This is a genomic window from Caloramator proteoclasticus DSM 10124 (genome assembly GCF_900129265.1).
In the GTDB taxonomy this organism is placed as follows: Bacteria; Bacillota; Clostridia; order Clostridiales; family Caloramatoraceae; genus Thermobrachium; species Thermobrachium proteoclasticum.
On the sequence record NZ_FQVG01000046.1, the window covers coordinates 1 to 20,765 of the forward strand.

Sequence of the window (20,765 nt, forward strand, 5' to 3'; positions counted from 1 at the left end):
AGTAAACATAATTTAAAAAGAATAACTGCATCATAGGCTTTTCTTCCTCTGTTTTCACTATATTTTTCTTTTACGATATCATATACAAAAGAAAAATCAATAATTGAATCTATTTTAACAAGAAGATGATCTTTAGGTACTAATTTTTCATATATCATATTTGTCATAATATCAATTTGTTGATTGTTCTTATTAAACATAAAAGACCTCCGAAAAAATATTTATGCATATTTATTATACCATAATATTTTTTCGGAGGTCTCCCGAGTTACGGACTTTTTCAAAGTCGAAAAGCAATAACTGCTAAAGCTTATGAAAGAGCCTGAAAAATCCATTAATGGGGCTTTCGCAAAGGAGAACCTCTTTAAACTTAAACATATATAAGGAAGGAGTAGGTTTCCCTACTCCTTCTTCATCCCCCACCAACAGGTGGAAATATTGACAGTATATCCCCATCCTTAAGCTGCACATCAAAATCTCCATCCTGTCCGTTTATGATAAGAATTTTAACATCGTCTAATTTAATGTTCAGCATATTAATTACGTCTATTGCCCTTGTTCCATCCCTAAGCTCATACACTCTATCCTTATCGCGTCCATCTCTTAAGGTAGCAAATAGTTTTACTCTAACCCTCATCAAAATCATCCTTTATAGACCAAGTTTTTGTAGTTTCTCCTTTGTTGGTATTCCCTTTTCATCCCATCCACGAACCTCGTAGTATTTTGGTAGTAACTCCTGTAATCTATGAACGTGTCCCTTTGATGGGCCATCTGGAATAGGCTCAGTTAATAGTCTCTTTGGAAGTGTATCTTCACTTGGATCTATTCCAGCATCAAGGTTAAACATCCTCTCAAGGTTGTATATCCTATCCCCTGCCTCAAGGATACTGTCTTTATCATAGTTAAATCCGCAGGCTGCATCTAAAAGTTTTGCATAGTCTTCTGCACCAAGTGCAAAGGAGGTAAATAGACAAAGTCCGAGGGAGTCTATAACCGCTGTAAGGTCTTGGAATACCTTAACCCATTCAGCCTTATTTTGGAGTGAGTGCCTATCAAGTTTTTCTGGAAGACCTAAGATTTCAGGTGAAATCATATACCCTCTAACGTGGCATCCACCTCTATTGGATGTTGCATATTCAAGTCCGTGTCCCTGTATTGCCCTTGGATCGTAGGCTGGTAGTTCCTGTTTCTTTACAGACATTGAAAGTTCAGGTACACCATACATTTCACATAGCCTGTAGGAACCCTCTGCAAGTTTATCTCCAAACCCTTGACGGAGTCCCATCTTCTTTGTCCATTCAATTATTGCATCCTTGTTACCAAACTTAAGTGGTGTTCCCTCTACCTCATCATCCTTTATTAGTCCCTTTTCATAGAGTTCCATAGCAGCTGCTATTGTTGCACCAGTTGAGATTGTATCAAGACCATATTCATTGCATAGGTGGTTTGCTAAAAAGATAGCCTGAATATCATCAATTCCACAGTCTGCACCAAAGGCCCATAGGGTTTCATATTCGGGACCGCCTGCCTCCATATTTAATGCTTCAATCTTTACCCATCTTCCACAGGCAATTGGGCATCGATAGCAGGGGTTCTTTCTTACAAGATACTTATCAGTCATAGTCTCTCCACTTATGTTGTCTGTCTTTTCAAAGTAGGCCTCTTTAAAGTTATTAGTTGGGAAAACACCATTTTCATTTATTATATTTACCAAAACTGCAGTTCCATAGGTTGGAAGTCCCTGTCCTGTAACGCCATTATCCCTTAATTTCTTTATACAATCCTGAACAGTCTGCTTTAATTCATCTTCAGATTTAAGTTCAACTTTTCCTGTTCCCTTTGCAACTATGGCCTTTAAATTCTTTGAGCCCATTACAGCACCAACGCCAGAACGTCCTGCTGCTCTGTCATAGTCATTTATTACGGCTGCAATTTTTGAAAGTTTTTCACCAGCAGGGCCAATGCATAGAACCCTCGCCTTTTCCTTTGAAACCTTTTTAAGTTCATCTGTAGTCTCAGATACAACCTTACCCCAAAGATGTGATGCATCCCTAATTTCAACAACATCATCCTCTATCCATAAATACACAGGAGTTTGTGCCCTTCCTTCTATAATAATCATATCATAACCTGCATTTTTAAGCTCTGCACCAAAGAACCCACCAGAATTTGAACAAGCAATTGTCCCTGTTAAGGGGGACTTTGTTACAACCATATACCTTCCACCTGTTGGTGCTATTGTTCCTGTTAGAGGGCCTGTTGCGATTATTATCTTATTCTTCTCATCAAAGGGGTCTACCTTTGCTCCAACTTCATCATAATAGAGTTTTGTGGCAAGTCCCCTTCCTCCTATAAATTTCTCAGCAAGGTTTTTGTCTAATTCTTCCTTTTTAATTTCACCTGTTGTTAAGTTCACTCTAAGTATTGTTCCCCTGTAGCCAAACATATAAAAACCTCCCTTCATATTAAGTTTCAAACTATTTGAAACTTAATCTATAAAGAGCAAGATTTATGCCAAAAAGCCCTTCTGTGTAGTAGAGGCTTAAAAATGTCTATTGAATAAGAAAGGGCAGGACATAATAAAATGCCTGCCACAATCACCAATAAACATATTAAATTATACTGTTCTATTATAGCTCATTTTTGTTATATAATAGGTGTTCTATATTGGAACTTTGTTCTATTTTGGAACAGACAGGTCTATATTATACTCCTTTATCTTTCTATAAAGGGTGTTTCTGCCTATACCAAGTGCCTTTGCTGCCTTTGTTACACTGTATTCAAAATGCCTCAGTGTATTTTCTATGTGTCTCTTTTCAACTTCACTTAATGTTCTTGGGGTAAACCTATTTACATCCTTTTCACTTACCTCCTTTAGTGTCTGTGGTATATGGCCTATGTTTATTACATACTCAACATAGTTTTCAAGCTCCCTGATATTTCCTGGCCAGTCATAGGAAATTAATCTCTCCATTTCATTATCATCTATAATTACAGGCTTTTTATTTAGCCTTTTTGATAACTTATCCATAAAATATTTGATTAAATAGGGTATGTCATCCCTTCTATCTCTAAGGGGCATAATATATAGAGGAAGTACATTAAGTCTATAGTATAGGTCACTTCTAAACCTTCCCTCCCCAACAAGCCTTTTTAAGTCCCTGTTGGTTGCTGCTATTATCCTTACATCTACATACTTTGGGGTATTGCCTCCTATTTTTACTATAACCCCCTCCTCTATAACCCTAAGAAGCTTAACCTGCATATCAAGGGGCATATCACCTATTTCATCTAAGAATATTGTTCCTCCATTTGCCTGTTGAAACTTACCCTCATATCCTCCCTTTTTTGCACCTGTAAAGGCACCCTCTTCATAACCAAATAGTTCAGATTCTATTAGGTTTGTAGGGATTGCTGCACAGTTTACAGCAACAAAGGGCTTATCACATCTACTGCTATAGTTGTGGATGGACTGGGCAAATACCTCCTTACCTGTTCCACTCTCTCCAAGTATTAGTATAGTTGATTTGCTATCTGAGATTTTTTTTGCATATTCAACGGTCTCCTTAAAATTTTCATTCTGACCTATTATTTTATCGAAGGTGTATATTGCCTTTGAGGAGGATATTTTATCTATCAACCTTCTTTCCCTTTTAATCTCTTTAAATACGCATACATACTCCTTTTCACCTGAGGTATAGCTTGGATATATACTTAAGGTCAAAGAGAGCTTATTTATATCTGCCTTAACATAAACCTCTAAATCCTTTACCTCCCCATCCTTTAAAAGTTTCTTTTTTATTTCATCATAATCATATATTAAGTCGCACATAGATACGCCATCTTTTTTTATATTAAATAGGTTCTTGAATCTACTATTATAATATCCGATACTTCCATCTTCACTGCAGGCACAAATTCCAGCCTCAATCGAATTAAATATCCTTTCTATATACCTTTTTGATTTATTTATTTCATCAAGATAAACTTCATTTTCAATAACCCTCTCTATCGCAAAGGCTGCTGCAACAACCATTCCTAAGGTATGGGGATGGACATTTTCGCTATAGCCTGTAATGTCAAGGCATCCTATTATATCACCATCTTTGTTTCTAATTGGTGCTGCAGAACACGTCCACTTATGGTAGGCATATATAAAGTGTTCATCCTTTGAGACCTGAACAGGCCTTTTTTCCTTTAAGGCTGTTCCCATAGCATTTGTTCCTATTGCCTCCTCAGACATAAAGGCACCTGGCACCATCTTAAGCTCAAAGGCCTCTGTTAGTATGTTTTGGTCTCCTAAGATATTTAAAATACAACCCTCTTTATCTGTTAGAATAAGAAAAAAATCATATCCCTTTACAAAATCATAGAGCATATTCATAAAGGGAATAGCAGATAAAATAAGCTTTCTATTTTTTATTAGCCTCTCATTTAGTTCATTTTGGGTAAGTATAATTCTACTATATTTTAATTTCTTATCAATGTTGTAGAGGTGGCATCTGTCGTGGGACCTCTTTATGTAGTCTTTATCCCTATTCATAAAAATCCCCCTATTTAAATTATTTTTATACCTTTACATAAAATTATTTGATACAATTAAACATATAATTTTATTAAACAGAAATTGTTGGAGGTAGTTATGCGGATTTTGGTTGATGCTGATGCGTGTCCTGTGAAGGATATAATTGTAAAGGTTGCTAAGGAGTATAAACTGGATGTTTTAATGTTTATGGATACATCCCATATTATAGATGATGGATATTCTAAAACAATTATCGTAGGAAAGGGACGTGATTCTGTTGACTTTGCCCTTGTAAACGAAGCAAAACAGGGCGATATTGTTGTAACGCAGGATTATGGTGTTGCTGCAATGGTTCTATCTAAGGGAACCTTTGCAATAAATCAAAATGGTCTTATATTTACAAATCAAAATATCGATTCTCTTCTTATGCAAAGATATGTAAATTACAAGGTTAGGGAAAGTGGTGGAAGAACATCAAATCCTAAAAAAAGAACCCATACAAATAACCTTAATTTTGAAAAGAGTTTAAGAAGAATAATTGAACAGAATTTTGTGAGATGATTGGGCTACTTCCCAATCATCTCTGTATTTAGCTCCATTCTTAAAAAGTTTAAAAGTTCCTTTGCTGCCCTCTCTCTTATCTTTTGTCTATCTCCTGTAAATCTTAGCTCCTTAAAGGTTTTATATCCCTTTATATATACCCCAAGATAAACAAGTCCAACAGGCTTTTTACTTGTTCCTCCAGATGGGCCTGCAATTCCTGTTGTGGATATTCCAACATCTGCCTTTGCTGTCTTTGCAACACCCTCTGCCATCTCTATTGCAGTCTGATAGCTAACAGCCCCGTGTAGTTTTAATGTTTCTTCGCTAACATTTAACCTGCTCTTTTTTGCATCGTTACTATAGGTTACAACACCCTCTAAAAGAACCTTTGATATTCCTGGGTAGTTTATAAGCTGTGCTGTAACAAGTCCTCCTGTACAGGATTCAGCAACGGCAATTTTAAGATTTTTTTCAAGAAGAAGCTTTGCTACAACCTCCTCTAAAGTCTCATCATCCTCTGCATATATGTTTATTCCAAAAATCTCCTTTAATTTATTATATACAGGCTCTATTAAACCTCTTGCCTCCTCTTCTGTCTTTGCCTTTGCAGTTATTCTAAAGTGTACCTCTCCATTTTTTGCATAGGGTGCAATAGTTGGGTTTTTGCTGTTTATCAAATGGAGAATCATCTCCTCTGCTTGGGCTTCTCCGATTCCCATAATCTTAATTGTTTTTGATAGGATTACATTTCCGCTCTTTTCCTTAAGATATGGAAGTACATACTTTTCAAACATAGGCTCAAGCTCCATTGGGGGACCTGGGAGAAGTATATAGGTTTTGTTTTCAGCTTCACATATAAGCCCTGGTGCTGTTCCCCACTCATTCATCAAAACCTTTGCACCCTCTATTACATAGGCCTGTTTTTTGCTATTCTCTGTTAATTGCCTTTTTATTTTTCTAAAATATTCTTCTATATGCTTATATACATTTTCGTTATATATGAGCTTTTTATTTAAATGTTCTGCAACCGTTTCTCTTGTTAAATCATCCTGTGTTGGGCCAAGCCCTCCACAGAGAATAATAATATCTGCCCTTTGTTTTGTAATTTCAAGTTGACATAGTAACCTCTCCCTATTATCACCTACAACCGCCTCATATATATGGTCAATCCCGAGTGCTGCTAAGTTTCTTGCGATAAAGGCTGCATTGGTGTTTATAATGTCTCCAAGTAATAGTTCTGTACCAACACATATAAGTTCTGCCTTCATAACCTCACCTCATTTACCCTTTAAAAAGGTTCAAGATTTTATATTTTAAAGTCATCCTTTGTTTTGTATTATTTAATATTATACTCCATTTTACAGGAATACTTAAATGTAAATTTTCAAAGGTTTCTTTAATTTTTTCATCAAAATAGTCTAAATCCTTGCTTTTAAAGGTTGTAAGTTCATTTATTATTGCATCTTCTATTTCAGTATTTTTATCCTCTCTATTTAAAAGCCTATACTTTGGTTCTATGTAGTATAGGTAGTAGACAATAAAGCTTGAGAGTATGTCTTTATAGCTCTCTTCCCTTCTATTTATTTTTATAAATTCAAAGTAGGTAAGTATGTCCTCTTCATCATAAAAAATATCAAATAGAGTCTTATGGTATTCAAAATTTGTCAGGTATTTACCTACTTTATATAGTATTATGTTTCTGTGCCTTATGCTGGTTTCTATATCATACTCTTTTATTACATATTTTATTTCATCAATAAGTTCACCAAAGTCTCCACCACTAAAATCATCTATTAGGTATATTACATCTAAAAAAGACATATCAATTCTTGTTTTAATCTCTCTCCTTGCCTTTATAGCTCTTACCTGTTCAATAAGTTCCTTATTTTCAAGGTAGTTTTCAAGGGTAATTCCAAGCTCAAAATTTTGTACTATACTGCATTCTGCCTCTTTGTTTATTGTGTAGGATGTGTTTATTATATATTCAAATAGGAGCTTCTTTGCCTCCTGAAATCTATCCTGCCTGTTTAAACTTTTAAAGTACTCGTTTATTATTTTTCCTAAATATTCCTTTGAATATTCCATAAAATAGTCTAAAATTTCTCTTCTATATTCTTCAAAATATTTTACTGCATCCTCACTCTCTTCAAGACCTCTTTTGAAGATTTCAAAGGATAGCTCCTTTTTGTCTGCTTCAATTAACCTTTTGTATATACTTCTTTTTACTTCGCTGCTTTCCCTTTTATATATTTCATATAGCTTATTTCTTATTAAATGGGCTTCTAATATTCCTTCAACATCTATTATAAATCCTATAGCAAAATCTAAATCCCCCTCTATTTTATCTAATATATATTTTATTATCCTATCACTTATACCTTGTGTTAAGGTTTTATTAAAGCCCTCTATGTTTTTTAGCTGAATATAGGAAAGTCCTGAACTTACTGCACAGGATATTGCAATATAGAGGGAAATTTCATTTGCCACATCAAGGTCAACAAAATCCTCAACAAATTTAAAGAAGGTTTTATCAAGTACATAGGTTTTAAAATAGGGCTTTTCCTTGTTTAACTCTAACATCCTTTCAAACAGTTCAACTGCACTATCAAAACCAACTATTTCCTTTAGTATGTTAAAATAGCTCCTATAAAATATAGAGACTATTCTATCATATATTCCCTTTTTGTGTTCAATATCCTTAAACATAAAAAGATAGAATTCCTCTGCAATATCACTACTTATTTTATCCCAAAGTAAATCAAGGGAGTTTATATAGTTTTCTATAAAGGCTTGTCTCTCTTCAGGTTTTATGTATTTTAAAAGAAATTTAAGAGCTTCCTTTATCGCCACACCATCATTTATAAGATTAGGAACGTTTAAAAGGAGAAATAGATTATAACTATTATTTAGCTCTTCATCAAGTAAAGTGTAGTTGAAATACTCCATAAAGTTCATATAGGTTCGGTATATTTTCTTTGAGGCATATACACCTGAATCTATAAATTTAACATAGGGTGTATTTATCATAAGCTTTGGGCCTATTCCTCTTTTAAAGTCAAATGTATAGGATGATTTTTGTATATTTTCGTCAAATATATATAACCTTACATCGCCTTTAAAGTAGGGGTTTGTTGTGAAGGTTATATTTTTTGAAGAGGCTTCATTGAAACAATAGTATATTGCCTCTAACCATTTATTATGGTTTTCCACTTTATCTACTATTGTTACTTTTTCACCCTCTAAAAGAAGATAGGCTATGTCTTTTATACTTCTATCCTGTCTGTTTTTTAAAAACTCCTCTGCATCATCATAATTAAAGTTTTCTTCCACTTCTCTTTTAAGATTTTCTACATCCTCAAGGGTATTTATAAAAATGTTCTCTTTAATCAAATTGAGTGGATTAATTTCATCAAATAAAACTATGTGAAGTGCATTTTTATCATCTATTAAAAAGGATTTAATGATTACAGAATCCGAAGAATCCAGTTTAAAATATGTATAGGTATCCCCTACATTTTTTTCTTCTAAATTAAACATTTCTACAATCCTATTTAAATCATCTTTATTTATTTCATCTTTATATACATATCCTTTTTCCTCAACATATACGGCGTGTCTTATCATATCTATTCCCCCAAATTTATACATACTTAATTATAATATACTATAAATATAGGGTGTTAGAAAAGATATTTCTAACACCCTTATGTACCTACATAATATAAATAGTTCAATCAATTTTAAAAAAGCCATATGAAGGTGTATTGGCTCTTTTATGAGCTTTAGCAAATCTTGCTTTTCGACTTTGAAAAAGTCCGTAATTCGGCACAGGACGTGCCGAGCCGAGCGGCCATCAGGACGATGGCATCGCGAGGGTAGGACTTTTTCAAACAAAGAAAAGCTTAGATTTGATTAGCGAAATAAACGAATGCCTAAAAGCCTTCATATGGCTTATAATGATATATCTTTTTCTAACACCCTTATGAATTAACCAATGCAATTATTCCTCCAACTATTATTAGAAAAAAACACACTATCAAAAACACTGTCTCATAACTTCCATTTTTATATGCCCTATATGAAAACCTTAAACATACTACTGTAACTAAACCTATTAATAAAATATAGTATCCCCATAATCCTATAAGCCTTATTATTATCCCTGCAATAAACCTAAATACCATAAACTTAGGCATTACAGGTGGTAATGGTATCTGCAAGACCCCCCACCCCTCAATTTATTTTAGTTATTTGTTTGTTTCTTTTTTGAAAATATAAGTGGTATTATAAATCCTACTAAAGCTGGTACAATCCAAGCAAAGCTTGCACTTGCAAATGGAAGTTTTGCTATCATTGCTTGTACACCCTTTAAGTTTACCCCTATTGCTGCAAGTCCGTCAACTATACTTACTATTAGTGTTAAATATACTGCACCTGCATAGCAGTTTTTGTTCTTTATAAATTCATCAAATATATTTAGTATTATTAGAACTATAACAACTGGATATACAGTAACAAGTAATGGCACTGCAAGTTTTACTATCTTTTCAACTCCAAAGTTTGATACAACTGCACTAAAGATAGTAACAACTGTTACAACAAGCTTGTAGCTTAATTTGTTGTTAGTTAAACCTGAGAAGAACTCCCCTGCTGTTGCAGTAAGTCCAACTGAAGTTGTAAGGCAGGCAAATCCAACCGCAATACCTAAGGCTACCTTACCAAATGTTCCAAGTAATTTTTCTGTAATCATTATTGTAAGTTGAGTCTTTGATATATCAGCATTTGCAATTCCTGATGCTGTAGCACCAAGATACATAAGTCCTCCATATACAAGAAGAAGTCCTGTTGCTGCAATCACACCTGCAAGAAGTGTAAGTTTTACTTGATCCTTTGTATCCTTATATCCCTTTGCTACTACACTTGCAATTACTATTCCTGCAAATACTGTTGAGGCAAGGGCATCCATTGTTTGGTATCCTTCTGCAAAGGATTTTGAGAATGGATTTTCTATTCCTGTTGAAACTGGTGTACCTATTGGTGTAGTTATTCCTTTAAATATTATTATTGCAAGCATTGTTAAAAGAACTGGTGTTAGTATTTTTCCTATCTTATCTACAACAGATGATGGATTTATAACAAGATATAGATTTATTGCAAAATATATTGTTGTAACAACTATTGGGCTTACGCCTGGGAAAATTGGCTTTATAGCCATTTCATAGGTTGTAGCACCAGTTCTTGGTATTGCAAGAAGTGGTCCTATGGCAAGCATTATTATTATTCCAAGTCCTTTACTAAAGTTTGTCCCAACTTTTCCTGCAAAATTTTCAAACTTACCATCATTTTTAGACATAACTATAATTCCTATTAAAGGCAGACCTATTCCTGTTAGAAGAAAACCTATTAGTGATATAAACCACCTGTCTCCCGATAAAAGTCCAATGTATGGTGGGAATATTAGGTTACCTGCTCCAAAGAACATTGCAAATAGTGCAAGTCCAATTACAAGTACATCATTGAATTTTTTCATCTTCGTAACCTCCTTGGTATAATTGTAAAAATATTATAAATATTTTAATAATATTTTTATATTTTTAATTATAATGTGATAATTACATAATTGCAAGAAAAATAATATAGTATTTTTATTCAATGGTGTATTAAATTTACTGTTTGTTAATCTATTAACATAACACATTAAAAATATCCACTTTGCACATAATAAAGATGAGGTGATGCTATTATGGGCTTCTATAAGGATGATGAAAGATATTATGATGAAGAAACCTACAAAAATTATCTTGAGAAAAAGGAACAATTTATGGAAAAAACAAAGGAAGCCTTAAAAAATCTTTTTAGAAGATAAATTTTAAGCAGGAGATATCTCCTGCTTATCTATTATTAAGATAAACATTGAGGTTTCTTTTTGCTTCTTCTAAAAATTCATCTGCAACTTCTATATTATACTGATTTCCTATGATTTGTGAAGATATATTTTTAAAACCTCTGCTCTTTAAAAATCCCTCAATGTCTTTAATATCTTCTCCTTGGCTAAATATTGTCTTGTTTCCTATATAGTCGCCATTTACATAAACCCTGTAGGTGTCGTGCTCCTGTTTAATATCGTATAGATTTGTAAAGGGTACAAATGGGAACACATACATTCCCTGCCTCCATCTTTCGTCCATCCTATCACCTCTTTATATTTTATTTTTCCACAAAAGATATTTTTTAAAAGTAAATTAATATTTTCTTTGCTATTTTTTTTAAATATTGTAGAATATAATATAAACTATAGTTTGACTTTTAAGGGTGATGTAGATGAAAAATAATGTTTTGAATGAAGCAAGAGAGCATTATTCTGCGGCAAGACGTTTAGCTATAAAGGAATACAATAAATACGCCTCAAAGGGTGAGTCTGGGTATCTTCCATCCCTTGAGGGTGTTATTAAAAATACAGATATTGTTTCAGAAGTTAATCTTGGAATTGTTGAAATACCCCTTAAGAAGGTTGTTGGAACTTATTCACACCTTAGGAGTTTGTCCTTTGCACGAAACTTTATGCCCCTTTTAAACGAAAACACAGAAATGCAGACAAAATGGGTAAACCTATGTGCTGCCCATCTTGAGGAGGGAATAAGGGATCCTATCAAGGTTTACGAGTATCTAAACTGGTTTTATGTGGTTGAGGGCAACAAAAGGGTTAGCGTTTTAAAGTATTTTGATGCCTATTCGATACCTGCAGATGTAACAAGAATTATTCCAAAATACGATGAAAACAACCACGATATAAAGATATACTATGAGTTTTTGAATTTTAATAAAATAACAGGATTAAATTCAATTTATTTTAGCAAAAAAAATAGATTTAACAGGCTTTTAAAAGCCATAGATAGTCTCAATATCGAATCAGAGGCATTTAAGGAAAATAGATATAAGTATTTCGAAAGATATATTTATATACCCTTTAGGGAAATATATATATCCTTAGGTGGTAAAAACATCCCTATAACCACTGGAGATGCACTATTTGAATACTTTAAGCTATATGGACTACCCTTTATTGATACTTCTAAGGAAGAGGTAACTCAAAGAATAAGGCTTTTAATTCCTGAACTTAAATCCTTATCAAATGTCGACTATGCAAACATACAAACCTCTCCCCTTGAGGTTAAGGAAAATCTAATTCAAACATTAAGTACATTTGTTATACCTAAAAAGAAGCTTAAGGTTCTATTTGCCTATGCTGGAACCATTGAATCATCGGGGTGGACTTATGCCCACGAGCTTGGAAGACAACATATAGAGGAGGTACTAAAGGAACAGGTTTCTACTGAATATGTTGAAAATGTACCCTTTGGAGAAGGTGCATATAACGTATTTAAGGATCTTGCCGAGGTTGGATATGATGTAATATTTACAACAAGTCCTATATACCATAATGAAACATTGAAATGTGCCCTCGAATACCCTGATATAAAGTTCTTTAACTGTTCGGAGTTTTCGCCCTATACACAGGTTAATAACTATTTTGGAAGAACCTATGAGCCAAGGTTTTTAACTGGTCTTATTGCAGGTGCACTGACTAAAAATAACAAAATAGGATATGTTGCAACATCGCCAAGCCACGAGGTAATAAGTTCTATAAATGCCTTTTCACTTGGTGCAAAGCTTGTAAACCCTTATGCTTCAGTTTATGTTGTCTGGACTGGAGATTGGAATAAGGGAGATAAGTCTATAGATGCAGATAAAAAATTAATCGAACTTGGTGTTGATATAATCTCTAATATGACTATAGATGTAAATCATCCTGTAACAAAGATGTTTGGCGTTTATTCTATGCTAACATCAATAAATAGTGAAACTCAAAAACCTGAAAAGTACTACGCTGCTCCTATTTGGAGATGGGGAATATTCTATGAAAAGATATTAAAGAGCGTTTTGAATGAACAGGTAAAAAATATCACAGATATATTTACAGGAACAAACAAGTCCTATAACTTCTGGTGGGGAATTGATGCAGGAGTTTTGGATATTTACTACTCTAAAAACGATGTTCCTGAAGAGACACAAAAACTTGTTGAATTTATGAAACGAATGATTGCAGATGGGCTGTATAATCCCTTTACAGGTCCTATATACGATAATACAGGAATGCTTAGAATCGAAAAGGGAGACACTGCAACATATGAACAGATACTTTCAATGAAGTGGTATGTTGATAATGTAGTTCTATTAGAAACTTAATAAAAAATTAATTTTAGATTCGCCACCAAGAGTTCTGAAAAAATGATACCTTAAAAATCGCCACCACAACATATAGTATATAAATATAGTACAAGATACAATAAATGGTATGTTTTAAAAAACGATTTGATTTTTTCGAAGGTCTCCCACCCAGGTGAAATGTTACATAATATGGTAATGTCACATTTCACCTGGGTGGCACTTTTTAGTAGTCGAATATATGGTATCTGTATCCATTTATTATAGTTGTTTCGTTGTAGTTTATTATTCTTGTTCCATTTGCATAGTTTAGGTGCTGGTGTCCGTGAAGAAAGTACTTAGGCTTATACTTATCAAGCAATTTTCTAAACACTCTAAACCCCGTATGTACAACATCAGGTGCATCGCCAAGTCCAAAGGCAGGTGTGTGGGTTACTAAAATATCAAAGCCTCCATACCACCAAATTTTAGGTATAAGCCTCTGCACCCTCTTTTCCATCTGCTTTTCTGTATATTGAAATTCCTTTCCATTGTATAGAGGGCTTCCACCGATACCTAATATTCTTATACCATTGAATACTACTATTTTATCATCTATACAGGTACATCCCTCAGGAGGATTGTTTATATAGCTTCTATCGTGATTTCCGTGTACATAAAATAAAGGTGCATTTATCATAGTTACTAAAAAAGACAGATATTCTGCCTTTAAATCACCACAGGAAATTATAAGGTCTATCCCTTCAAACCTTTTTTTATCAAAATGGTCCCATATATAGCTTGATTCTCTATCTGAAACAACAAGTATCTTCACCTTTTGTCCCTCTTTTCATAAGTAGTCTAAAATATTATACCACAATATTTACAAAAGTTAATATATGTGAAATTTTTGTAATATTTTATTAATTTTTATGCATAGAAAATTTTATAAAATACTTGTAAGCTATGTATTTTTTGCATATAATAAATAAATAAAAAATAAAAAATCAAATCTGATGAAGGGAAGCAAGTAAGCATATGGGATGTTTAAAGAGAGCTGCTGGGGGTGGAAATGCAGTAACTTACCATAGGCCGAATGGGTCCTTGAGGATTTGGGTGAACTTTAAGTAGCCTAAAACGGAGGCTCACCGTTAAAGGAGCAGGATATGTTTGTATCCTTCAGAGGAGAAGCCTTTGCTTCTTGAAATAGGTGGTACCGCGTAATTTTACGCCCTATGCTTTGCATAGGGCTTTTATTTTTATACATTTGAGAGGAGGATTATTATGGAAGAACAAAAAAAGGTATTGTTTAGTGGAATTAAACCCTCTGGTGAATTAACCTTAGGTAACTATTTAGGTGCTATAAAAAATTGGGTAAAACTTCAGGAGGAATATGATTCATATTTCTGTGTTGTTGACCTTCACGCAATCACAGTAAAACAGGAACCAAAGGATTTAAGGGCTCGTACACTTCAAATACTTGCAACCTACATAGCATCAGGTATAGACCCTGATAAATGTACTCTATTTATTCAATCCCACGTTCCTGCCCACAGTGAGGCACAATGGCTTTTAAACTGCTTTACCTATATGGGAGAGCTTAGCAGAATGACACAATATAAGGATAAATCTCAAAAGCTTGGTGAGAGCATTAGTGCAGGACTTTTCAACTATCCTGTACTTATGGCAGCCGACATACTTTTATATAACACAGACCTTGTGCCTGTTGGAAGGGACCAAAAGCAGCATCTTGAACTTGCAAGGGACATAGCAATTAGGTTTAATAATTTATATAGCCCAACCTTTAAGGTCCCAGAGGCATATATACCTGAGGCTGGAGCAAAAATAATGGACCTACAAAACCCCGAAAAGAAAATGTCAAAATCAGAGGATAATCCAAATGGATATATATTAATAAACGATTCACCAGATGTAATTAGAAAGAAGATTTCAAGAGCTGTAACAGATACTGTTGGAGTTATTAACTATACAGACGAACAGCCTGGAATAAAGAACTTAATTAACATTATATCTGCAATCACAGGAAAAAAGCCTGAAAATATAGTAGCAGACTATGAAGGTCAGGGATATGCAAAGCTAAAGCAGGATGTTGCAGAAATTATAATTGAAGAGCTAAAGCCAATTCAAGATGAGGTAAACAAACTTCTATCGGACAAAGCATACCTTGAATCAATATACAGAAAAGGTGCCGAAAAGGCAAACTATGTGGCAAATAAAACTCTAAGAAAAATGCAAAGAAAAATAGGATTTATACAGCTATAAAAGTGCCACCCAGGTGAAATGTGACATTATCCATATATTACCTTAAAATATATCAAAAGGAGCTAATAAGTGATTTATTAGCTCCTTTCTTAGTTAATTACATACACCTATAAAGGTGGCAGCTTCATTGTCAATACTACAATTAGAGCAAACTACCCACCCTCTCAAAGGACTGTTTCCTCCCAAACGATACCACTATGTTTTTGAGTTTAGCTTGGGTTTTTGCTATGTATTTATTTTTATTTTTCAAGTCAAGTAACATTCATAACCCACTTATAGAAATGGATGTTTCACTTATTAATAAAATACACTTCTATTAATTTAATATATTGACTTTTTTTACCTATGTTATATAATTATATATGTTTAGTAATAGTAAACAAAAAGTTTAATATAATAGTAAAGGGTGTAAAAATGAGGATAGGTGAAAAAATCAAGGAATTAAGAATTAAAAATGGCCTAACACAGGAGGAACTTGCCGATAGGTGCGAACTGTCAAAGGGCTTTATTTCTCAACTTGAAAGGGATTTAACATCCCCTTCTATTGCAACTTTGATGGACATATTAGAATGCCTTGGAACAAACATTAAGGATTTTTTTAATGACGACAGTGATGAAAAGGTTGTCTTTAAAAAGGAGGACGCCTTCGAAAAGGAAAACGAAGAGCTAAAAAACATTATAAGCTGGATAGTTCCAAATGCTCAAAAAAATATTATGGAGCCTATAATTATTACCCTTGATGAAGGAGGTTCATCAGAGATTGATACACCCCACAATGGTGAAGAATTTGGATATGTTTTAAGCGGTTCTATTATCCTTTTTATAGGAAACAAAAAATATAAGCTCAAAAAAGGAGAATGTTTTTATTTTAAACCAAATTCAAATCATTATATTAAAAATAATTGTAAAACAAAATCGCAGGTATTATGGATTTCGAGTCCACCTACTTTTTAATGAAGGGAGGATATAAATTGTCAGAAAAAATACTTGAACTTAACAACATAACTAAAATTTACGAAGATAATACTGTTATTAAAAATTTGAATCTTTATGTAAGAAAAAATGAATTCATAACTCTATTAGGACCAAGTGGGTGTGGTAAAACAACAACCTTAAGATTAATTGGAGGGTTTGAAACCCCAACCAGTGGGAAAATTTACTTTGAGGGAAAGGATATAACTAATCTTCCACCCTATCAAAGAAAGGTAAATACAGTATTCCAAAAGTATGCACTCTTTCCACACCTAAATGTCTTTGAAAATATTGCCTTTGGGCTTAGAATAAAAAAGGTAAGTGAGGGCGAAATACAAACGAGAGTTAAAAATATGCTTTCCCTTGTAAACCTTGATGGATTTGAAAAAAGAGAGATATCCTCCCTAAGTGGTGGACAACAACAAAGAGTTGCAATTGCAAGGGCCCTTGTAAATGAGCCTGATGTACTTTTATTAGATGAACCCTTAGGTGCCCTTGATTTAAAACTTAGAAAAGAAATGCAGACTGAGCTTAAAAAAATGCAGCAGTCCCTTGGAATAACATTTATATTTGTAACCCACGACCAAGAGGAAGCCTTAACAATGTCAGATACAGTCGTTGTTATGAATGAAGGAGTTATCCAGCAGATAGGCCGTCCTGAGGATATTTATAACGAACCCAAAAATGCCTTTATTGCTGATTTTATTGGTGAGAGCAATATAATAGATGGAATTATGCTTGAGGACTTCCTTGTTGAAATATTTGGAGTTAAATTTAAATGTGTTGATAAGGGATTTGATAATAACGAACCTGTTGATGTAGTTATTAGACCTGAGGATATCACACTTTCCCGAGAAAACAACGGTAAAATAGAAGGCTATATAGAAAACGTAATATTTAAGGGAGTACACTATGAAATGACAGTAAACACTAAAAATTATACCTTTAAGATACACAGCACCAAGATGGAACCTAAGGGAACAAGGGTTTACCTTGATGTTGAGCCAGACAACATACATATTATGAAAAAGGTGAGGTAGGATGAAAAGGAAAAATTATGCTTACCCCTACCTCTTTTGGATGACAATTTTTGCTGTACTCCCACTATTTCTTGTTTTACTATATAGCCTTACCTTTAAAAATGGCTTAAAGTCTGGAATTACTTTCTCAAATTTTGTTAGATTTTTTGAACCAATCTATCTTGAGGTTTTACTTCGTTCAATAAACCTTGCACTAATAAGTACTATTATATGCCTACTTTTAGGCTATCCTATTGCTTATATAATATCAAAAGCAAATATAAAACACAGAAATACTCTAATTCTTTTGTTTTTAATTCCTATGTGGATGAATTTTCTTTTAAGAACCTATGCTTGGATGACGCTGCTTGAAAAGAACGGTATATTAAATAAATTCTTAACGTCTATTGGTTTAGGCCCTTTAAATATAATGTATACAAACAGTGCAGTAGTATTAGGTATGGTATATAACTTTTTACCCTTTATGGTTCTACCAATCTATACAGTTCTAATTAAAATAGATAGAAGCCTAATTGAGGCTGCAAATGACCTTGGAGCAAATAAAATCATAACATTTATAAAGGTTACACTTCCTCTTAGTCTACCAGGTGTAATATCTGGTATAACAATGGTTTTTATGCCTTCTGTTACAACCTTTGCAATTTCAAGACTACTTGGAGGAGGCCAATTTACCTTAATAGGTAACTTAATTGAACAACAGTTTATAAATGTTGGTGACTGGAATTTTGGTTCTGCAATATCTATCGTTATGATGGTTATTATATTAATATCAATGGGAATTATGAACCGATTTGATAAGGATAAGGAGGGGGTAAATCTATGGTAAATAAAGTTTTAAAGAGAGTATATACTGCTCTTATATATTTTTTCCTATATGCCCCCATCATAATACTTATTGTATTTTCCTTTAATGAATCAAAATCAAGGGGAAGCTTTACAGGATTTACATTTAAATGGTACTCTATGCTCTTTAAGGATAGACAAATTATGCGAGCTATGTACTATACTCTGCTTGTTGCAGTTATTGCATCTGCAGTTTCAACGTTTTTAGGCACACTTGCTGCAATAGGAATACACAATATGCATAGAAGACAAAAGAAGATACTTTTAAATATAACCTATCTTCCTGTTTTAAATCCTGATATAGTTACTGCAATCTCTTTAATGGTTTTGTTTATTGCACTAAATTTAAAATTAGGGCTCTTTACAATGATTATATCCCACATAACCTTTTGTCTTCCCTATGTTGTTTTATCTGTACTACCTAAATTAAAGCAGCTAAACCCAAATATATATGAAGCTGCCCTTGATCTTGGTGCAACACCCTCCTATGCATTAAGGAAGGTAATAATACCAGAGATTATGCCTGGAATTATTAGTGGTGCACTGCTTGCTTTTACCCTGTCAGTTGATGATTTTGTAATTAGCTTTTTTACAACAGGAAGCGGTGTATCAAACCTATCTATAACTATTTATTCGATGGCAAGGCGTGGTATAAAACCTGAAATAAATGCTCTATCTACTCTGCTCTTTTTAACTGTTTTAATACTTCTGCTTCTTATAAATAAAATAACAAATAAGGAAGAAAGGGAGATGAGTTTAATTGAAAAAAATAAATAAATTTTTAGCTGTTTTTCTGATGGTACTTATTATGCTCCCATTTACATCTTGTTCTAAGGAAGAAAAGGTAACACTTAATGTATATAACTGGGGAGATTATATTGATGAATCTGTTATATCTGAATTTGAAAATAAATATGGAATAAAGGTTAACTATGAAACCTTCGCTACAAATGAGGATATGTACGTTAAAATAAAATCTGGAGGCACAGCCTATGATGTGGCTATTCCATCTGATTATATGATTTCAAAGATGATAAAGGAAAATATGCTACAAAAGATTGACTTTTCAAATGTTCCAAACTATAAGTATATAGATGAAAAATTTAAGGGACTTGAATTTGACCCAAACAACGAATACTCCGTTCCATATATGTGGGGTGTCGTTGGAATAGTATATAATAAAAAGATGGTATCTGACCCTGTTGACAGCTGGAATATACTTTGGAATGAAAAATATAAAAAACAAATACTTATGCTTGACAGCCAAAGAGAATCAATTGGAGTTGCACTTCAAAAGCTTGGATATTCATTAAACACAACTGATAAGGACAAATTGGAACAGGCAAAACAAGAACTTATTAAACAAAAACCTCTTGTACTTGCATATGTTGGGGATGAAATAAAGGATAAGATGATATCTGGTGAGGCTGCACTTGCTGTAGCTTGGGCTGGAGATGCTGTATTTATGAAACAACAAAACCCTGATTTAGAGTTTGCAGTTCCAAAGGAAGGAAGCAACCTTTTTGTAGACTGTATGGTAATACCAAAGACCTCAAAGCACAAGAAGGAAGCTGAAATGTTTATTAACTTTATGTTCGAAACAGAAATTGCAAAGAAAAACACAGAATATATAGGCTACTCTACACCACATAAGGAGGCATATAAGCTTCTTGATGAAGAAACCAAGTATGATAAAACGGCATATCCTGATGAAGAAGTTTTAAAGAGATGTGAAGTATATAAGGATTTATCGGATATGCTAAAGGAATACGATAAAATCTGGACAGAGGTCAAGGCAGCCCATTAAAGTGCCACCCAAGTGAAAAGTGACATTACCTATTTTTGGTAATGTCACTTTTTTGATATACTCACTTTATATTAGACAGATTAAAATCTAAATCCATATGGATATCTTCCATTTCTCAGCATAATTGAATACACTATTATTTTAAATCTGGTTTTGCCATAAATTTTTACTGGTTAAACATTATTGGTTAACTACTTATAAAAGTTGAAGACTTCGTTAAACTTAAATTTTAAGATAATATTTTATGGAAAATGTCACATTTCACCTGGGTGGGAGACCTCCGAAAAAATATTATGGTATAATAAATATGCATAAATATTTTTTCGGAGGTCTTTTATGTTTAATAAGAACAATCAACAAATTGATATTATGACAAATATGATATATGAAAAATTAGTACCTAAAGATCATCTTCTTGTTAAAATAGATTCAATTATTGATTTTTCTTTTGTATATGATATCGTAAAAGAAAAATATAGTGAAAACAGAGGAAGAAAAGCCTATGATGCAGTTATTCTTTTTAAATTATGTTTACTTGAATACATCT

General features: G+C 33.3%; 20 protein-coding genes and 1 other annotated feature. Of the genes, 10 read left to right on the top strand and 10 right to left on the bottom strand.

Annotation, left to right across the window (positions count from 1 at the left end; genetic code table 11):
- The 4 genes from BUB63_RS10085 to BUB63_RS10100 form a co-directional block, all read right to left on the bottom strand.
- A partial coding sequence (locus BUB63_RS10085) for a transposase (RefSeq protein WP_479722841.1) occupies positions 1–200 on the bottom strand: 200 nt, incomplete at its 3' end.
- 212 nt (positions 201–412) lie between these two features.
- Positions 413–637 carry a MoaD/ThiS family protein gene (locus tag BUB63_RS10090; protein ID WP_073249536.1) on the bottom strand — a complete coding sequence of 75 codons (225 nt, stop codon included), beginning with the start codon at positions 635–637 and terminating at the stop codon, positions 413–415.
- Positions 638–649: 12 nt separating this feature from the next.
- Positions 650–2,446 (bottom strand): aldehyde ferredoxin oxidoreductase family protein, encoded by a 1,797-nt coding sequence (locus BUB63_RS10095; protein ID WP_073249538.1) that lies wholly within the window; start codon positions 2,444–2,446, stop codon positions 650–652.
- Between the two features lie 234 nt (positions 2,447–2,680).
- A complete protein-coding gene (locus BUB63_RS10100; RefSeq protein WP_073249540.1) occupies positions 2,681–4,543 on the bottom strand; it encodes a sigma-54-dependent Fis family transcriptional regulator in 1,863 nt (620 codons plus the stop codon).
- A 99-nt stretch (positions 4,544–4,642) separates the two neighbouring features.
- Between BUB63_RS10100 and BUB63_RS10105 the strand changes: the two genes are divergently transcribed.
- Positions 4,643–5,086 (top strand): YaiI/YqxD family protein, encoded by a 444-nt coding sequence (locus BUB63_RS10105; protein ID WP_027308331.1) that lies wholly within the window; start codon positions 4,643–4,645, stop codon positions 5,084–5,086.
- Positions 5,087–5,091: 5 nt separating this feature from the next.
- Here BUB63_RS10105 and BUB63_RS10110 read toward each other — a convergent pair whose 3' ends face one another.
- The 4 genes from BUB63_RS10110 to brnQ all read right to left on the bottom strand — a co-directional run bounded on the left by BUB63_RS10110 (position 5,092) and on the right by brnQ (position 10,598).
- Entirely contained in the window at positions 5,092–6,336 is a 1,245-nt protein-coding gene (locus tag BUB63_RS10110; RefSeq protein WP_073249542.1) for a competence/damage-inducible protein A, read from the bottom strand.
- Between the two features lie 13 nt (positions 6,337–6,349).
- Positions 6,350–8,692 carry a hypothetical protein gene (locus tag BUB63_RS10115; RefSeq protein WP_073249544.1) on the bottom strand — a complete coding sequence of 781 codons (2,343 nt, stop codon included), beginning with the start codon at positions 8,690–8,692 and terminating at the stop codon, positions 6,350–6,352.
- Positions 8,693–9,048: 356 nt separating this feature from the next.
- The gene (locus tag BUB63_RS10120) at positions 9,049–9,288 is read right to left on the bottom strand and encodes a hypothetical protein (protein ID WP_027308334.1); all 240 of its coding nucleotides are present in this window, start codon (positions 9,286–9,288) and stop codon (positions 9,049–9,051) included.
- Between the two features lie 23 nt (positions 9,289–9,311).
- A complete protein-coding gene (gene brnQ, locus BUB63_RS10125) occupies positions 9,312–10,598 on the bottom strand; it encodes a branched-chain amino acid transport system II carrier protein (RefSeq protein WP_073249546.1) in 1,287 nt (428 codons plus the stop codon).
- A gap of 213 nt (positions 10,599–10,811) precedes the next feature.
- On the opposite strand from brnQ, the gene BUB63_RS14035 reads away from it, so the two are divergent.
- Positions 10,812–10,934 (top strand): hypothetical protein, encoded by a 123-nt coding sequence (locus tag BUB63_RS14035; RefSeq protein WP_278298880.1) that lies wholly within the window; start codon positions 10,812–10,814, stop codon positions 10,932–10,934.
- Positions 10,935–10,959: 25 nt separating this feature from the next.
- Here BUB63_RS14035 and BUB63_RS10130 read toward each other — a convergent pair whose 3' ends face one another.
- Entirely contained in the window at positions 10,960–11,256 is a 297-nt protein-coding gene (locus tag BUB63_RS10130; RefSeq protein ID WP_027308336.1) for a hypothetical protein, read from the bottom strand.
- 133 nt (positions 11,257–11,389) lie between these two features.
- Between BUB63_RS10130 and BUB63_RS10135 the strand changes: the two genes are divergently transcribed.
- Positions 11,390–13,315: a BMP family ABC transporter substrate-binding protein gene (locus BUB63_RS10135; protein WP_084106728.1), complete on the top strand. Its 1,926-nt coding sequence runs from the start codon at positions 11,390–11,392 to the stop codon at positions 13,313–13,315.
- 205 nt (positions 13,316–13,520) lie between these two features.
- Here the strand turns inward: BUB63_RS10135 and BUB63_RS10140 are convergent, their stop codons facing one another.
- Complete coding sequence (locus BUB63_RS10140) at positions 13,521–14,108, bottom strand: metallophosphoesterase family protein (RefSeq protein ID WP_027308338.1); 588 nt, start codon at positions 14,106–14,108, stop codon at positions 13,521–13,523.
- 172 nt (positions 14,109–14,280) lie between these two features.
- Positions 14,281–14,512: a binding site (T-box leader), on the top strand.
- A 45-nt stretch (positions 14,513–14,557) separates the two neighbouring features.
- Between BUB63_RS10140 and trpS the strand changes: the two genes are divergently transcribed.
- The 7 genes from trpS to BUB63_RS10175 all read left to right on the top strand — a co-directional run.
- The gene (gene trpS, locus BUB63_RS10145) at positions 14,558–15,556 is read left to right on the top strand and encodes a tryptophan--tRNA ligase (RefSeq protein ID WP_027308339.1); all 999 of its coding nucleotides are present in this window, start codon (positions 14,558–14,560) and stop codon (positions 15,554–15,556) included.
- A 414-nt stretch (positions 15,557–15,970) separates the two neighbouring features.
- Positions 15,971–16,510, top strand: coding sequence for a helix-turn-helix domain-containing protein (locus BUB63_RS10150; RefSeq protein ID WP_073249548.1), 540 nt, complete (start codon positions 15,971–15,973; stop codon positions 16,508–16,510).
- Positions 16,511–16,527: 17 nt separating this feature from the next.
- Positions 16,528–17,568, top strand: a complete 1,041-nt coding sequence (potA, locus tag BUB63_RS10155) for a spermidine/putrescine ABC transporter ATP-binding protein (RefSeq protein ID WP_073249550.1) — start codon at positions 16,528–16,530, stop codon at positions 17,566–17,568.
- Between the two features lies 1 nt (position 17,569).
- A complete protein-coding gene (locus BUB63_RS10160) occupies positions 17,570–18,394 on the top strand; it encodes an ABC transporter permease (RefSeq protein ID WP_073249552.1) in 825 nt (274 codons plus the stop codon).
- Positions 18,388–19,188: an ABC transporter permease gene (locus tag BUB63_RS10165; RefSeq protein ID WP_027308343.1), complete on the top strand. Its 801-nt coding sequence runs from the start codon at positions 18,388–18,390 to the stop codon at positions 19,186–19,188. The genes BUB63_RS10160 and BUB63_RS10165 overlap by 7 nt, the downstream gene beginning before the upstream one ends.
- Positions 19,172–20,218: an ABC transporter substrate-binding protein gene (locus BUB63_RS10170; RefSeq protein ID WP_073249554.1), complete on the top strand. Its 1,047-nt coding sequence runs from the start codon at positions 19,172–19,174 to the stop codon at positions 20,216–20,218. The genes BUB63_RS10165 and BUB63_RS10170 overlap by 17 nt, the downstream gene beginning before the upstream one ends.
- Positions 20,219–20,554: 336 nt before the next feature.
- Positions 20,555–20,765 (top strand): transposase (locus tag BUB63_RS10175; RefSeq protein ID WP_035166597.1); only part of this gene is annotated, 211 nt, incomplete at its 3' end.

Bases quoted from the DNA above. Each gene is read 5' to 3' on its own strand.
- BUB63_RS10135 (WP_084106728.1), top strand. From the start codon at position 11,390: ATGAAAAATAATGTTTTGAATGAAGCAAGAGAGCATTATTCTGCGGCA.
- trpS (WP_027308339.1), top strand. From the start codon at position 14,558: ATGGAAGAACAAAAAAAGGTATTGTTTAGTGGAATTAAACCCTCTGGT.
- BUB63_RS10115 (WP_073249544.1), bottom strand. From the start codon at position 8,692: ATGATAAGACACGCCGTATATGTTGAGGAAAAAGGATATGTATATAAA.
- BUB63_RS10090 (WP_073249536.1), bottom strand. From the start codon at position 637: ATGAGGGTTAGAGTAAAACTATTTGCTACCTTAAGAGATGGACGCGAT.
- BUB63_RS10100 (WP_073249540.1), bottom strand. From the start codon at position 4,543: ATGAATAGGGATAAAGACTACATAAAGAGGTCCCACGACAGATGCCAC.
- BUB63_RS14035 (WP_278298880.1), top strand. From the start codon at position 10,812: ATGGGCTTCTATAAGGATGATGAAAGATATTATGATGAAGAAACCTAC.
- BUB63_RS10110 (WP_073249542.1), bottom strand. From the start codon at position 6,336: ATGAAGGCAGAACTTATATGTGTTGGTACAGAACTATTACTTGGAGAC.
- BUB63_RS10165 (WP_027308343.1), top strand. From the start codon at position 18,388: ATGGTAAATAAAGTTTTAAAGAGAGTATATACTGCTCTTATATATTTT.
- BUB63_RS10160 (WP_073249552.1), top strand. From the start codon at position 17,570: ATGAAAAGGAAAAATTATGCTTACCCCTACCTCTTTTGGATGACAATT.
- BUB63_RS10130 (WP_027308336.1), bottom strand. From the start codon at position 11,256: ATGGACGAAAGATGGAGGCAGGGAATGTATGTGTTCCCATTTGTACCC.
- BUB63_RS10095 (WP_073249538.1), bottom strand. From the start codon at position 2,446: ATGTTTGGCTACAGGGGAACAATACTTAGAGTGAACTTAACAACAGGT.
- BUB63_RS10105 (WP_027308331.1), top strand. From the start codon at position 4,643: ATGCGGATTTTGGTTGATGCTGATGCGTGTCCTGTGAAGGATATAATT.
- brnQ (WP_073249546.1), bottom strand. From the start codon at position 10,598: ATGAAAAAATTCAATGATGTACTTGTAATTGGACTTGCACTATTTGCA.
- BUB63_RS10150 (WP_073249548.1), top strand. From the start codon at position 15,971: ATGAGGATAGGTGAAAAAATCAAGGAATTAAGAATTAAAAATGGCCTA.